11 protein-coding genes and 2 pseudogenes are annotated in these 13,291 nt (G+C 71.4%); 8 read left to right on the plus strand and 5 right to left on the minus strand.

Annotation, left to right across the window (positions count from 1 at the left end; all coding sequences use genetic code 11):
- The first annotated feature begins 37 nt into the window (after window positions 1-37).
- Window positions 38-1,120 carry an SseB family protein gene (locus AB0P29_RS06020; protein ID WP_363379069.1) on the plus strand — a complete coding sequence of 361 codons (1,083 nt, stop codon included), beginning with the start codon at window positions 38-40 and terminating at the stop codon, window positions 1,118-1,120.
- Window positions 1,121-1,165: 45 nt separating this feature from the next.
- Window positions 1,166-2,179, plus strand: coding sequence for a non-homologous end-joining DNA ligase (gene ligD, locus AB0P29_RS06025; RefSeq protein WP_363379070.1), 1,014 nt, complete (start codon window positions 1,166-1,168; stop codon window positions 2,177-2,179).
- 3 nt (window positions 2,180-2,182) lie between these two features.
- Here ligD and AB0P29_RS06030 read toward each other — a convergent pair whose 3' ends face one another.
- The 4 genes from AB0P29_RS06030 to AB0P29_RS06045 all read right to left on the minus strand — a co-directional run bounded on the left by AB0P29_RS06030 (window position 2,183) and on the right by AB0P29_RS06045 (window position 6,476).
- Window positions 2,183-3,379, minus strand: coding sequence for an AI-2E family transporter (locus AB0P29_RS06030; RefSeq protein WP_363379071.1), 1,197 nt, complete (start codon window positions 3,377-3,379; stop codon window positions 2,183-2,185).
- A gap of 44 nt (window positions 3,380-3,423) precedes the next feature.
- Window positions 3,424-4,464 carry an ATP-dependent DNA ligase gene (locus tag AB0P29_RS06035; RefSeq protein ID WP_363379072.1) on the minus strand — a complete coding sequence of 347 codons (1,041 nt, stop codon included), beginning with the start codon at window positions 4,462-4,464 and terminating at the stop codon, window positions 3,424-3,426.
- A 54-nt stretch (window positions 4,465-4,518) separates the two neighbouring features.
- Window positions 4,519-5,745, minus strand: coding sequence for an acyl-CoA dehydrogenase family protein (locus tag AB0P29_RS06040; RefSeq protein ID WP_363379073.1), 1,227 nt, complete (start codon window positions 5,743-5,745; stop codon window positions 4,519-4,521).
- Window positions 5,746-5,813: 68 nt separating this feature from the next.
- Window positions 5,814-6,476, minus strand: coding sequence for a TetR/AcrR family transcriptional regulator (locus tag AB0P29_RS06045; protein ID WP_253034960.1), 663 nt, complete (start codon window positions 6,474-6,476; stop codon window positions 5,814-5,816).
- Window positions 6,477-6,549: 73 nt separating this feature from the next.
- On the opposite strand from AB0P29_RS06045, the gene AB0P29_RS06050 reads away from it, so the two are divergent.
- Window positions 6,550-8,064: an FAD-dependent oxidoreductase gene (locus AB0P29_RS06050; RefSeq protein WP_253034959.1), complete on the plus strand. Its 1,515-nt coding sequence runs from the start codon at window positions 6,550-6,552 to the stop codon at window positions 8,062-8,064.
- Window position 8,065: 1 nt separating this feature from the next.
- On the opposite strand, the gene AB0P29_RS06055 is transcribed toward AB0P29_RS06050, so the two are convergent.
- Window positions 8,066-8,566, minus strand: coding sequence for a hypothetical protein (locus tag AB0P29_RS06055; RefSeq protein ID WP_064001259.1), 501 nt, complete (start codon window positions 8,564-8,566; stop codon window positions 8,066-8,068).
- 773 nt (window positions 8,567-9,339) lie between these two features.
- Between AB0P29_RS06055 and AB0P29_RS06060 the strand changes: the two are divergent.
- The 5 genes and pseudogenes from AB0P29_RS06060 to sucD all read left to right on the plus strand — a co-directional run.
- Window positions 9,340-9,480 (plus strand): annotated as a pseudogene (locus tag AB0P29_RS06060) (histidine kinase); the annotation flags it as partial.
- 379 nt (window positions 9,481-9,859) lie between these two features.
- Window positions 9,860-10,210: pseudogene (locus AB0P29_RS06065) on the plus strand (response regulator transcription factor); the annotation flags it as partial.
- 3 nt (window positions 10,211-10,213) lie between these two features.
- On the plus strand, window positions 10,214-10,966 hold the full coding sequence (locus tag AB0P29_RS06070; RefSeq protein WP_363379074.1) for a phosphotransferase: 753 nt from the start codon (window positions 10,214-10,216) through the stop codon (window positions 10,964-10,966).
- 136 nt (window positions 10,967-11,102) lie between these two features.
- Entirely contained in the window at window positions 11,103-12,269 is a 1,167-nt protein-coding gene (gene sucC / locus AB0P29_RS06075; protein WP_064001263.1) for an ADP-forming succinate--CoA ligase subunit beta, read from the plus strand.
- Between the two features lie 37 nt (window positions 12,270-12,306).
- On the plus strand, window positions 12,307-13,209 hold the full coding sequence (gene sucD / locus AB0P29_RS06080) for a succinate--CoA ligase subunit alpha (protein WP_064001264.1): 903 nt from the start codon (window positions 12,307-12,309) through the stop codon (window positions 13,207-13,209).
- Window positions 13,210-13,291 lie beyond the last annotated feature (82 nt).

Below are 13,291 nucleotides of genomic sequence, written 5' to 3' on the forward strand. Positions count from 1 at the left end.
AACGTCCGGCCGCCCGCATCCCGCGTACCCTGAAGCAATGGCCCTGTTCTCCCGCCGCCCGAAGAAGGACTCCGACCCGAAGGGCGAGGTCCCCGTCGACGCGCAGGCCGACGTCGACGAGGTGCAGCAGGACGTCAACGCCGCCGTCGCCGCCGAACAGGGCGAAGACACGGATGCCGAGCCGGTGCCCCACGTGCCGATCTCGGTCTCGACCTACGGCAAGCCCGTCCCGCGCCCGGCCCCCGAGCCGGAGCGTCTGCCGAAGACCCCCGAGACCGCGCCCGCCCCGAGCGAGAGCCGTCCCGGGATGCCCGACAACACCCTGCTCAGCACGGTGCTGCAGGAAGTCCCCGAAGAGGTCGACAACGCCGCGATCCTCGCCGTCATGCGCCAGGCGCTGCAGGGCACCCTGTACCTGCGCATCCTCGGCGACGCTCGCGCCCAGGCCGCTGCCGGTGAGCCGCTGCGCCTCGCGATCTCGATCGTGAACGACAAGAAGTTCCTGCTCGCCTACACGGGGGCGGCCGCGCTGCAGGCGGGGCTCGGCGACGAGGCGCAGAGCACGTCGATCCTGGCCCAGCCGTCGCAGCGTGTGCTCCGCAACGTCATCGACGCCGGGTACGACGGCATCGTCTTCGACCACGCCGGCCCCGGCCGCCGCATCGTCCTGCCGACGGGCCTCATCCAGCGCAGCCTCGACCAGGCCGACCCCGAGTTCACGATCAAGAATCTCCTCGCCGGCCCGCGTACCGACGAGACCGCCCGCGCCGTCGTCGACGCGCTCGTCGCGCGCGGCGCCTGGATCGCGGCAGGCCCGCGAGCCGACGGTCAGGGGATGGGCGTCGCGGAGGCCCGCTCGGCCGAGGGCGGCCGCTACCTGCAGGTCTTCTCGCACCCGCTCGAGGTGCTGACCCTGCGTCGCGAGGACCAGCCCATGCCGCTCACGGCCGCCCAGCTGGGCGCCGCGCTCAAGAGCGAATCGGGCCTCGACGGATTCCTCATCGACCCCGCCGGCCCGTGGATCCGCATCGAGCGCGCCGAGCTGGATGCGCTCATCACGATCGCCGACGCGGCGGAAGCCGTCGACGCCGCTGCCGACACCGACGGCGACAAGGCCTGAGCAAGCCCCTGTCCCGACCCCGAGTCCGCCCCTAGGGTGGGGCGCATGGCGTCGGAGCGGATCACCCTGCAGTTGCCCGGAGGCAGGGAGCTCTCGCTCTCGAGCCCCAACCGGGTCGTCTTCCCCGAGGCGGGGATCACGAAGCACGAACTCGCCGAGTACCTCCTCACCGTCGAGGTCCCGTTCCTGCGCGCGAACGGGCACCGCCCGGTGTCGCTCGAACGGTTCCCCGACACGGTCGACGGCGACAGCTTCTTCTCGAAGAACCCGCCGAAGGGGACTCCGGACTACGTCGACCAGGTGATGTGCACCTACAACAGCGGACGCCGGCACCCGCAGGTGGTGCTCGGCGAGATCGCCGCGGCCGTCTGGGCCGTGCAGATGAACACCGTCGTCTTCCACCCGTGGGCCTCCCTCGCGTCCGACACCGACAACCCGGTCGAACTGCGCATCGATCTCGACCCGCAACCCGGGACGGATTTCGCGGATGCCGCCGCCGTCGCACCCGTGCTGCGCGAGGTGCTGCGCGAGGCCGAGCTCGAGCCCTGGCTGAAGACGAGCGGCAATCGCGGCCTCCACGTCTTCTGTCCCATCGAGCCGACGCACGAGTTCCTCGACGTCCGCCACGCCGTGATCGCCGCGGGTCGCGAGCTGGAACGGCGGATGCCGGACCGGGTCACCACGAATTGGTGGAAGGAGGAGCGCGGCGAGCGCATCTTCGTCGACTTCAACCAGGCCAACCGCGATCGCACGATGGCCGGCGCCTACAGTCCGCGCGCGCTGCCGGGCGCGACGGTCGCGACCCCGATCACGTGGGATGAGCTCGCCGACGGCGTCGACCCGACCGCGTTCACCGTGCGGACCGTGCCCGAGAGGCTGGCGGACAGCGGGGACCCCTGGGAGGGGTTGCAGGACTCGCCCGGACGCATCGACACGCTGCTCGAGTGGTGGCAGCGCGATCTCGAGGCGGGCCTGGGCGAGCTGCCGTTCCCGCCGGAGTTCCCCAAGATGCCGGGCGAGCCGCCGCGGGTGCAGCCGTCGCGCGCGAAGAAGGACTGACGCTCAGTCGGCGGTCCGGGGCGTGCCCGCCGTGACCGTGTCGGCCTTCTCCTCGATGGGTTGTTTGCGTCGTGCCCACCGGGCGGGCGTGTTCGGCCCGTCCCACACCTGGATGATGCCCCACACGGCCGCCGTGAGCGGCACGGCGAGGATCGCGCCGACGATGCCGCCGAGCACGGTGCCGATCGTCAGGGCGATGAGCACCGCGAAGGCGTGCAGCTTCATGGACCGTCCCATGAGGAAGGGCTGCAGGAAGTTGCCTTCGAGCTGGTTCACCGCCACGACGATCACGACGACCCAGATCGCTGCGATGAGGCCGTTCGTCACGAGGGCGACCAGCGCCGCCAGGATCCCGGCGACCGTCGCTCCCACGATGGGAATGAACGCGAGGACGAACACGAGTGCGCCGAGCGGGAGGGCGAGCGGGATCTGCAGGACCAGGAGACCGATCGTGATGCCGACCGCGTCCACCGCCGCAACGGCCGCCGTTCCCCGGAGGTAGGCGCCGAAGGTCTGCACGGCCTTGTGGCCGACTCGTACGGCGCGCTCGTAGTCCGATCCGCGGAAGGGGCGGATGAGGAACTCCCAGAGCTGCGGGCCGTCCTTCAGGAAGAAGAACAGCGTCACGATCATCAGGACGAGCCCGGTCAGGAAGTTGGCGACCGCGCTCACTCCGGCGAGCGCGCCCGACCCGAACTGCGCGCTCGTGAGGAAGTCGGTGGCGTTGCCGACCCACTCGTCGATCTGTTTCTGGTCGATGTCGAACGGCAGAGACTCGGCCCAGGCGAGCACGCTCTGGAACCCGTCCTGCGCCTTCTTCGACAGGTCGTCGAACTGGTCGCGGACGGCGTTGACGACCAGCCAGCCGATCCCGCCGAGCACGACGACGAACGCGAGCAGCGTGAGGATCGTCGCGAAGACCGACGGGATGCCGCGGCGACGCAGCCAGGCCATGAGAGGCGCCGCCGCCGAGGCGACGATGAGGGCGAGGAGCACCGGGATGACCACGACGGTGAGCTGCAGCATCCCGAGGATGAGCGCCGTCGCGATCACGCCGACGATGATCACCTGCAGCGACCGGGTCGCGAGGGTGCCGAAGCCGTCGGACCACATGCTGCCGGGCTTGCCGGCTGAGGTCACCAGCAATGGCTTGTTCTCATCGGGTCGCACCGTGCGGGAGGAGGAGAAGAACAGGCCCATGCAGCGACCCTATCGACCGGCTGTCTCCGGTGAGGGCCCTTGACTCAGCTGAGGACGTCGGCCAGGTCGTACGCGGTCACGGTCTCGAGCTGGTCGAACGTGCACGAGCGGGCGTCGCGCTCGGGACGCCACCGCTGGAACTGCACGGTGTGGCGGAAGCGGTCGCCCTCGAGCTGGTCGTAGGCCACTTCGAGCACCCGCTCGGGTCGCAGACGCACGAACGAGGTGTCCTTCGAGGCGGTGAAGCGGGATCGGTCGGACTGGCCGGTCACCGCGTCACCGTCCTCGTTGCGGACGACCAGCGGTGCGAGCTCGTCGATCAGTTCGAGCCGGCGGGCGTTGCTCCACGCCGCCACGCCACCCACCTGATGCAGGTGCCCGTCGCCGTCATAGAGCCCGACGAGCAGCGAGCCCACTCCCTGACCGCTCTTGTGGATGCGGTAGCCCACCGCGACGACGTCGGCCGTGCGCGCGTGCTTGATCTTGAACATCGTGCGTTTGCCCGGCGCGTAGGGGAGGGCGAGCGGTTTTGCGACGACGCCGTCGAGTCCGGCGCCTTCGAACTCCGCGAGCCACCGCTCGGCGACGGTCGGGTCGTCCGTCGTGCGGGTGAGGTGGATCGGATGCGGCACACCGCCCAGCAGGTCCTCGAGCTGCATCCGCCGCTCGGCGAACGGCTCCTCGCGCAGGTCGCGCTCGCCGCGGGCGAGCAGGTCGAACGCCACGAACATGGCGGGGGTGGTCTCGCTCAGCATCGCGACCCGCGAGGCAGCGGGGTGGATGCGCTGCGACAGCTGCTCCCACTGCAGCCGCTGCGCGCCCGGCTCGCCGTCGGCGACGACGATCTCGCCGTCGAGCAGGCACGGCTCGGGCACGAGACGGGAGATCGCGTCGACGAGCTCGGGGAAGTAGCGCGTAAGCGGCTTCGAGCCGCGCGACCCGATCTCGACCTCGGACCCGTCCCAGCCGATGAGGGCGCGGAAGCCGTCCCATTTCGGTTCGTAGAGCAGGCCGCCGGCGGTCTTTCCCGGATCGGGGATGCCGGGGACGGACTTCGCGAGCATCGGCGCGGGGATCTCGTACATGCGGCCCATCCTGCCCCGCCCGTCGGGCCGCCGGAACGGGGTTGCGGCGACGGGTCAGGCGAACGCGCTCACGCCGGTGATGTCGCGACCGAGCAGCAGCGCCTGCACCGACTCGGTGCCCTCGTACGTGTGGATCGCCTCGATGTCGGCCATGTGCTGCATGACCCCGTTCTCGAGCAGGATGCCGTTGCCGCCCAGCAGGTCGCGTGCCGTCGCGGCGACCCGCCGTGCGGCACGCGTGTTGTGGAACTTCGCGAGCGACGCCTGCGTGGGGCGCAGCCCGCCGGCGGTTTCGAGGTCGGCGAGGCGCCGGCAGTAGAGCTGCATCGCGGTGAGGTCCTCGAGCATGTGCGCGAGACGCTCCTGCACCATCTGGAACCGGGCGAGGGGCTTGCCGAACTGCACCCGCTGCTGCGCGTACTGCAGCGCCGTCTCGTAGCAGGCCGTCGCGTGGCCGAGCGCCGACCACGCCACGCCGGACCGCGTCGCGTACAGCACGGTCGAGGCATCCTTGAACGTCTTCGTGCCGGGGAGGACGGCGTCCGCGGGCACGCGCACGTCGTCGAAAGCGATGTGAGCCTGATGGATGCCGCGCAGCGACGCCTTGCCCGCGATCACGGTGCCGGTGTAGCCGGGCCGGTCCTGCTCCACGAGGAAGCAGCGCACATTGCCGTGGTGCTCGTCGCCCTCGGCGTCGACCCGCGCCCACACGAAGGTGATGCCGCCCGAGGCGCCGTTGCCGATCCACTTCTTCGCGCCGCGGATGACCCACTCGTCGCCGTCGCGGCGGGCGACGGTCTCGAGCGACACGGAGTCGGAGCCGTGGTCGGGTTCGGTCAGGGCGAAGGCGGCGGGCACCTCGAAGCGGGCGATGGGAGTCAGCCAGCGCTCCTGCTGCTCGTCGCTGCCGAAGAGGGCGAGGGTGCGCAGCGCCAGCCCGCCCTGGACGGCGAGGACCGTGCCGAGGGATCCGTCGCCGCGCGAGATCTCCATGTTGACGAGGCCCGCGGCGAGGGGCGAGAACCGGGTGAGCCGCGGGTGGTCGATCCCGTCGTTCAGCAGGTCGAGCTCGCCGAAGCGCCGGGCGATGTCGAGCGGGTACTCGGCGGTGTCCCACGCGTCGCGCATCCGGTCGCCGACCTCGTCGACGAAGGCCCGCGTCCGCTGCCACACGTCCCGGTCGGCGCCCGGGATGTCGGCGAAGACGGCGTAGTAGTCGGTGTCGAGGGGGCCGAGCACGTCGTAACGGCCCGAGGCGCCGCCGGGCAGGGGAGTGGTCATCGCGCCAGGATACGCCGGGTTGGCATCCAGTTCCACCGAGGGTGGAACGGCGTATCAGGCTCTCGGTGTCACCGGAGGGAGCCGAGCCGACGTGCGACCTCGGCGGGCGGCATCCGTCGGGGGAACGTCGCGACGACGATGTCGTCCGCCGCCGGCGGCTCGGGGTCGGGGTGCACACCGAAGCGGCGGAGCAGCTCGTCGTAGGCGGACTCGAGGACGGCGGCGGGGACCCGCTTCGATCCGCGCAGCAGTCGACGCAGCACATGGTTGTGCACGGCGGTCACCGCCGCGGCGAAGGCCACGGCGTCGACGGGGTCGAGCCCGGGGACCGAGCGTCGCAGGTAGTCGTCGAAGAGTCGCTCGTAACGGAAGACGGTCACGATCTCGCGGTCGCGAAGCGACGGTACCTGACGGACGACGGCGTAGCGGCGCCGGGCGACCTCGGGGTCGGCGGCGAAGTGGCGGTACACCTGCACCGATGCCTCGCACACCGCCGCCCACGGGTTCTCGTGGGTCTCGGCGAGATACGTGCGGAGCATCTCGAGCAGGACCTCGTGGTCGGCGAAGACGACGTCGTCCTTGCCGCCGAACTGCCGGAAGAACGTCGATCGCGAGACGCCGGCCGACTGGGCGATCTGCTCGACCGAGGTCTGCTCGTAGCCGTGCTCGGCGAACAGCGCGAGCGCGGCGGCCACCACTGTGCTGCCCGTGGGACGGAGGTCGTCGGCCATGGAGGGAAGCCTAGTCCGGCGGCCGTCTGTCAAGGCCTGTGCCGTCGGCGACGCGACATCGTTGACTCGGCCCATGTCCTCCCTGTGGAAGCAGCACCCCTCCGAGTCCCCCGGCATCCCCTTCACCCCCGGCAGTCGCCACGAGGTGGTCGTCGTCGGTGCGGGACTCACGGGACTCGCGACCGCGTACGAGCTCGCGCGGTCCGGCGTCGACGTCGCCCTCGTCGAGCGCGGCGGCGTCGGCGAACTCGCGTCGGGGTCGAACACCGGCAAGGTGTCGCTGCTGCAGGGGACGACGCTCTCGTCGCTGCGGTCGGGGCACCCGGCATCCCTCGTCCGGGCCTACGCCGAAGCGAACCGCGACGGCTTCGCGTGGATGACGGACACCGCCGACCGTCTCGGCGTGCCGCTCACCTCACGCACCGCCTACACCTACGCCCAGGGCGACGAGGGCCGGCGCTCGGTCGTGAAGGAGTACGACGCCGCGCGCGAGGCGGGCCTCGCGGTGCGCCTCGTCGACGACGCCGAGCTCCGCGAGGCGGCCGTGCCGATGGTGGCCGCGGTCGCGCTCGACGACCAGCGCGCCGTCGATCCGATGCAGCTGCTCGCGGCGCTCGCCGACGCGTTCGTCGCCGCGGGCGGGACCCTCCATCTCGGCGTCCATGTGCGCGGGGTGAAGGTCTTCCCCGAGCCGCGGGTGGAGACCGACCGGGGGCCGCTCTTCGCCTCGCAGGTCGTGGTGGCCACCGGCATCCCGATCCTCGACCGCGGCCTCTACTGGGCGAAGGTGAGCGGGATGCGGTCGGCCTGCGTCTCGTTCACCCTCACCGCTCCGCTGCCCGACGGCATGTACCTCTCCGCCGACGAGCCGACCCGTTCGGTGCGCACGATCCTCCCCGGCGACGGACCCTCCGACGTCGCGCAGATCGTGGTCGGCGGAGCCGGCCACCCCGTCGGACGCACCGCGTCGGAGCGCGCGATGCTCGATGAGCTGTCGCAGTGGGCGCAGCAGACGCTGCCGGTGGGGGAGGAGACCCACCGGTGGTCGGCGCAGGACTACGTCTCGCACAACCGCATCCCGTTCATCGGCGCGATGCCGCGCTCGCTCGGCCGCGTCCGTTTCGCGACCGGCTATGCCAAGTGGGGGCTGACGAACGCGCCCGCGGCGGCGCTGCGCATCGTCAGCGAGCTGCGTGGCGAGAGCTGGCGTGACCGGCCGCGGTGGATGACGCAGATCGGCACGCGTCTGACGATGCCCGCCGACATCGCACAGGGCGCGGTCGAGAACGCGAAGGTCGGGCTCGCGGCGGCGAAGGGATGGGCCGCCGCCGAGGCCGAGGCCGTCCCGGTGCCGCAGCCGGCCGAGGGGGAGGGCGTGGTCGCGCAGCGCGGCGGCCGTCCCGTCGGGATCTCGACGACCGGGGGCGAGACCCGCGCGGTGAGCGCCGTGTGCCCGCATCTCGGCGGGGTCCTCGAGTGGAACGACCTCGAGTGCACGTGGGACTGTCCGCTGCACGCGTCGCGGTTCACGGCATCCGGGGAACGCATCGAAGGCCCCGCATCGCGAGGCCTCCGACGCGTGGACTGACTCAGCCGGCCGCGGCGATCACCCCGGTGATGATGAGGGTGACGAGGGTGGTCCACAGCACGATCGCGAGGCCCTGCCAGAAGAGCACGGTGCGCGTCGGCACACCGGTGCCTTTGAGGGCGGCCGCGGTGAACTGGGTGGGCAGGATGAGCGGGCCGAGCAGGCTCACCCCGGGTGTGCCGTAACGGTGGTACGCCTTCTGGAACTTCTCGGAGCGCGCCGACACGGGCTTCTCGGACGCTCCGGCACGGGTGGTGACGGCGGTGCGCACGCGGGCGGTGGCGAGCACGACGATGGCGACGCAGAGGAAGTTGCCCGCGGCGCCGGCGAGCGCGGCGACGACGGGGTGGATGCCGCCGATGATGCCGATCGCGGCTGCGCCCTCGCCCTCGATGAAGGGGACGGCGCCCGCCAGGGCCACGATGAGCGGCTGCACGAGGTCGGGCACCTGCGCGACGAGGTCCTGGAAACCGGCGACGAGGTCGGAGACGGGGTTCGACATGATGTCCTCTCGGATGCGGCGACCGGATCTCGTATCGCCGTGTTCCCATCCCACCGAGGATGCGGTGGCGGCGGCAGTGCTGCGGCGTCACCTCGCGCCGGGAGATCCGATGACCCGAGGGGTGACATTCGTCATGGTCGTACTGTGGCCGCGTGACCAGCCCCGACCCGACCCCGACGCGCACCGCCGTCTCCCTCGCCCGCGGGGTCACTGCGACCGGGTGGTACATCGCGTCCTCGATGGTGTTCTTCCTCATCGGTGCGCTGCTGGTGTGGGGTGTCATCGTCCTCGTCGCGCGCGGCGGCTGGCGCGACCCCGTCACGCTCGTGGGGTTCCTCGGCTTGTCGACCGTCGTCGTCGTGACGACGATCGCGCTGCTCGCCCGCTACCGCCGCGACGGCGACCTCGATGACACCGACCGTCCGTCCGGCGGTCGGCGCTTCCTGTCGCTGCCCGTCGTCGCCGGGGTGCTCGCATCAGTCGGCGTCGGCCTCGTGTCGGCCTCGGCGCTGCTGGGGGCGGCGCTCGTCGGCACGGTCCTCTGCCTCGTCCGGTGGGCCCCCGGCATCCGCTGGCGCGGTGTCGTGCTGCTCGAGGTCGCCCTCGCCGTCCTGTGGGTCGTCGAACTCAGTCGGGCGTCGGGGGGCAGCGACGCCTTCCTGCCCGCGTTCTTCGCGCTCAGCCTGCCCGCGATGCAGGCGCTCTCGCTCTGGTCGTGGGACGTCGTCCTCGAACTCGACCGCGCGCGGCGGACCGAGGCGCGGCTCGCCGCGATGCAGGAACGCCTGCGTCTGGCGGGCGAACTGCACGACCTGCAGGGGCACCACCTGCAGGTGATCGCGCTGCAGCTCGAACTCGCCGAGCGCATGATCGGACGCGACCCGGATGCCGCCGCGCACCGGATCGCGCTCGCGCGCGCGTCCGTCGACGAGGCGCGCGAGGGCACCCGGTCGCTCGCCGGCCGCTTCCGCGGGGTGCCGCTGCCCGACGAACTCGCCAACGCGGCGGACCTGCTGCGTGCGGCCGGTCTGGAGGTCACCCTCGACGTCGCCGCGGATGCGGCATCCGCTCCCGCCGACCTGCTGGGGCCGGTCGTCCGCGAATGCACGACCAACGTGCTCAAGCACGGCGGCGGCCGGTGGGCGCGGCTCGGTCTCGAGCGCGCGGGACAGTACTGGCGGCTGACCGCCGCGAACGACCCCGGGCCCGGCTCGACCATCGGCGCGGGCGCGGGGCTCGAGGGCATCGGCCACCGGGTCGGCGTCGTCGGGGGCGACGCCGTCACCCGCCGTGCGTCCGGGGGTGCTGCGCCGTGCGCTCGGCGCGGGGGTCGACGGCTTCGTGCCGAAGTCCCGGCCCGCAGGCGACGTCGCCGCCGTCATCCGCGAGGTCGCCGCCGGCCGCCGGTACGTCGACCCCGAGATCGCCGCCGACGCCCTCAGCGACGAACGCTCCCCGCTCACCGACCGCGAGCTCGACGTGCTGCGGGCCGGCGCCCGCGGCGAGACGATCGCCGACATCGCGGCATCCCTCCACCTCTCCGCCGGCACCGTCCGCAACCACGTGTCGTCGATCCTCGGCAAGCTCGGCCTCGCGACCCGCCAGCAGGCGGCGATCACGGCGCGCGAACGCGGCTGGATCTGACGGATGCCGCACGAAGAGCCCCTCGCGGGCGGCAACGCGAGCGGGGCCGTCGTCCGCATCGGCGACACGGTGCGCAAGCCGTGGACGGCGTCGACGCCGAGCGTCATCGCCTACGTGCAGGCGCTGCGAGCGGCGGGTGTCGACGCGCCCGAACAGCGCGGGCGGGACGATGCCGGGCGGCAGATCCTGGAGTACGTCCCCGGTGAGCTCGCGATCGGGCGCGGGCCGATGTCGGCGGGCGAGTTGCGGCGCGTGGGCGCGATGGTGCGGGCCATCCACGACGCGAGCGCCGCGTATGCGGTACCCGCCGACGCCGTCTGGGAGACCGCGATCCCGGCGCCCGGCGCCGAGCTCGTGTGCCACAACGACCTCGCCCCGTGGAACCTCGTCGTCGGCGAAGACCGGTGGGTCTTCATCGACTGGGATGCGGCCGCCCCCAGTACACGGCTGTGGGACCTCGCCTATGCCGCGCAGGCGTTCACGCTCAACGACACCTCGGTCGTCGCCGCGGAGGCGGCGCGCGGACTCGCCGCCTTCGTCGACGGTTACGGCGCCGAGGCTCGGCTCCGCCGCGAACTGCCCGAGGCGATGGCGCAGCGGACCGCCGCGATGTACGACCTCCTCCGGACATCGCACGAGGGCGGCACCGAGCCGTGGTCGTCGATGTTCGCGGACGGGCACGGCGCGCACTGGCGGAACGTGACGGCGTACGTCGAGCGGCACCGGCGGGTCTGGCGCGCCGCACTCGAGCGCTGAACGCGCCCCCGCCGAACGAGGGTGCTCCCGCGCGGGGCACTCAGGCGCGGGTAGTAGGCTTTTCGACCGGGCGATCTCTCGACATCGAGATAATTCGGCGCCCGTCACCCCCACCGTCGCCCAGCGAAGGATTGCAGTGGACCTTTACGAGTACCAGGCACGAGACCTGTTCGAGAAGTACGAGGTGCCGGTGCTCGCCGGCATCATCGCCGACACCCCTGAGGAGGCGAAGGCGGCTGCCGAGAAGATCGGCGGTGTCGTCGTCGTCAAGGCTCAGGTCAAGACCGGAGGTCGCGGCAAGGCCGGCGGCGTCAAGGTCGCCAAGACCCCCGACGAGGCCTACGCGGCAGCCGAGGCCATCCTCGGCCTCGACATCAAGGGCCACGTCGTCCAGCGCGTGATGGTCGCCCAGGGCGCCGACATCGCCGAGGAGTTCTACTTCTCGGTGCTGCTCGACCGCTCGAACCGCTCCTACCTGAGCCTCTGCTCGGTCGAGGGCGGCATGGAGATCGAGGAGCTCGCCGTTGAGCGCCCCGAGGCGCTCGCGCGCATCGAGGTCGACCCGCTGCAGGGCATCGACAAGGCCAAGGCCGTCGAGATCGCGAAGGCCGCGAACTTCCCTGAGGACCTCGTCGAGAAGGTCTCGGACGTGTTCGTGAAGCTCTACGACGTCTACAAGGGCGAGGGCGCGACGCTCGTCGAGGTCAACCCGCTCGTCCGCACCGGCGCCGGCGACATCGTCGCCCTCGACGGCAAGGTGTCGCTCGACGACAACGCCAGCGAGGTGCGCCACCCCGAGCACGAAGAGCTCGAGGACAAGGGCGCCGCCGACCCGCTCGAGGCGAAGGCGAAGGCATCCGGCCTCAACTACGTCAAGCTCGACGGTCAGGTCGGCATCATCGGCAACGGCGCGGGCCTGGTCATGTCGACCCTCGACGTCGTCGCTTACGCCGGCGAGAACCACGGCGGCGTCAAGCCCGCCAACTTCCTCGACATCGGCGGCGGCGCGAACGCGCAGGTCATGGCCTCGGGTCTCGACGTCATCCTCGGTGACGAGCAGGTCAAGAGCGTCTTCGTCAACGTCTTCGGCGGCATCACGTCGTGCGTCGCCGTCGCCGAGGGCATCGTGAAGGCCCTGGAGATCCTGGGCGACGCGGCCACCAAGCCGCTCGTCGTCCGCCTCGACGGCAACCAGGTCGAGGAGGGTCGTGCGATCCTCGCAGAGGCCAACCACCCGCTCGTCACGCTCGCCTCGGGTATGGACGAGGGCGCCGACAAGGCCGCCGAGCTGGCGAACGCCTGAGACGCGCCGAGACTACCGAGACACAGGGACAACAGACATGTCTATCTACCTCAACAAGGACTCCAAGGTCATCGTCCAGGGCATCACCGGCGGTGAGGGCACCAAGCACACCGCCCTCATGCTGAAGGCCGGGACGAACGTCGTCGGCGGCGTCAACGCCCGCAAGGCCGGCACGACCGTCACTCACGAGAAGCCGCACGAGGGCGAGGTCGACCTCCCCGTCTTCGGCTCGGTCGCCGAGGCCATCGAGAAGACCGGCGCGGACGTCTCCATCGCGTTCGTGCCGCCCGCCTTCACGAAGGATGCCATGATCGAGGCGATCGACGCCGAGATCCCGCTGCTCGTCGTCATCACCGAGGGTGTGCCCGTCGGCGACACCGCCGAGGCGTGGGCCTACGCGAAGAGCAAGGGCAACAAGACCCGCATCATCGGTCCGAACTGCCCCGGCATCATCACGCCCGGCGAGGCGCTCGTCGGCATCACGCCCGCGAACATCACCGGCAAGGGCCCCATCGGCCTCGTGTCGAAGTCGGGCACGCTGACATACCAGATGATGTTCGAGCTCCGTGACCTCGGCTTCTCGACGGCCATCGGCATCGGCGGCGACCCGGTCATCGGCACGACGCACATCGACGCCCTCGAGGCGTTCGAGGCCGACCCCGAGACCAAGGCCATCGTCATGATCGGCGAGATCGGCGGCGACGCCGAGGAGCGCGCGGCCGACTACATCAAGGCGCACGTGACGAAGCCCGTCGTGGGTTACGTCGCCGGCTTCACCGCTCCCGAGGGCAAGACCATGGGCCACGCCGGCGCCATCGTCTCGGGCTCGGCGGGCACCGCGCAGGCCAAGAAGGAGGCCCTCGAGGCCGCCGGCGTCAAGGTCGGGAAGACCCCGTCCGAGACCGCCGACCTGATGCGCGCCATCATCGAGGCGCTCTAAGCCACTCGAACGAAGGGGCGGATGCTGCGGCATCCGCCCCTTCGTCGTTCCCGGAATGCCCGTGAACGACCTCGACGTGGGG

The organism is Microbacterium sp. NPDC080220 (assembly GCF_040686395.1).
GTDB lineage: Bacteria > Actinomycetota > Actinomycetes > Actinomycetales > Microbacteriaceae > Microbacterium > Microbacterium gawkjiense.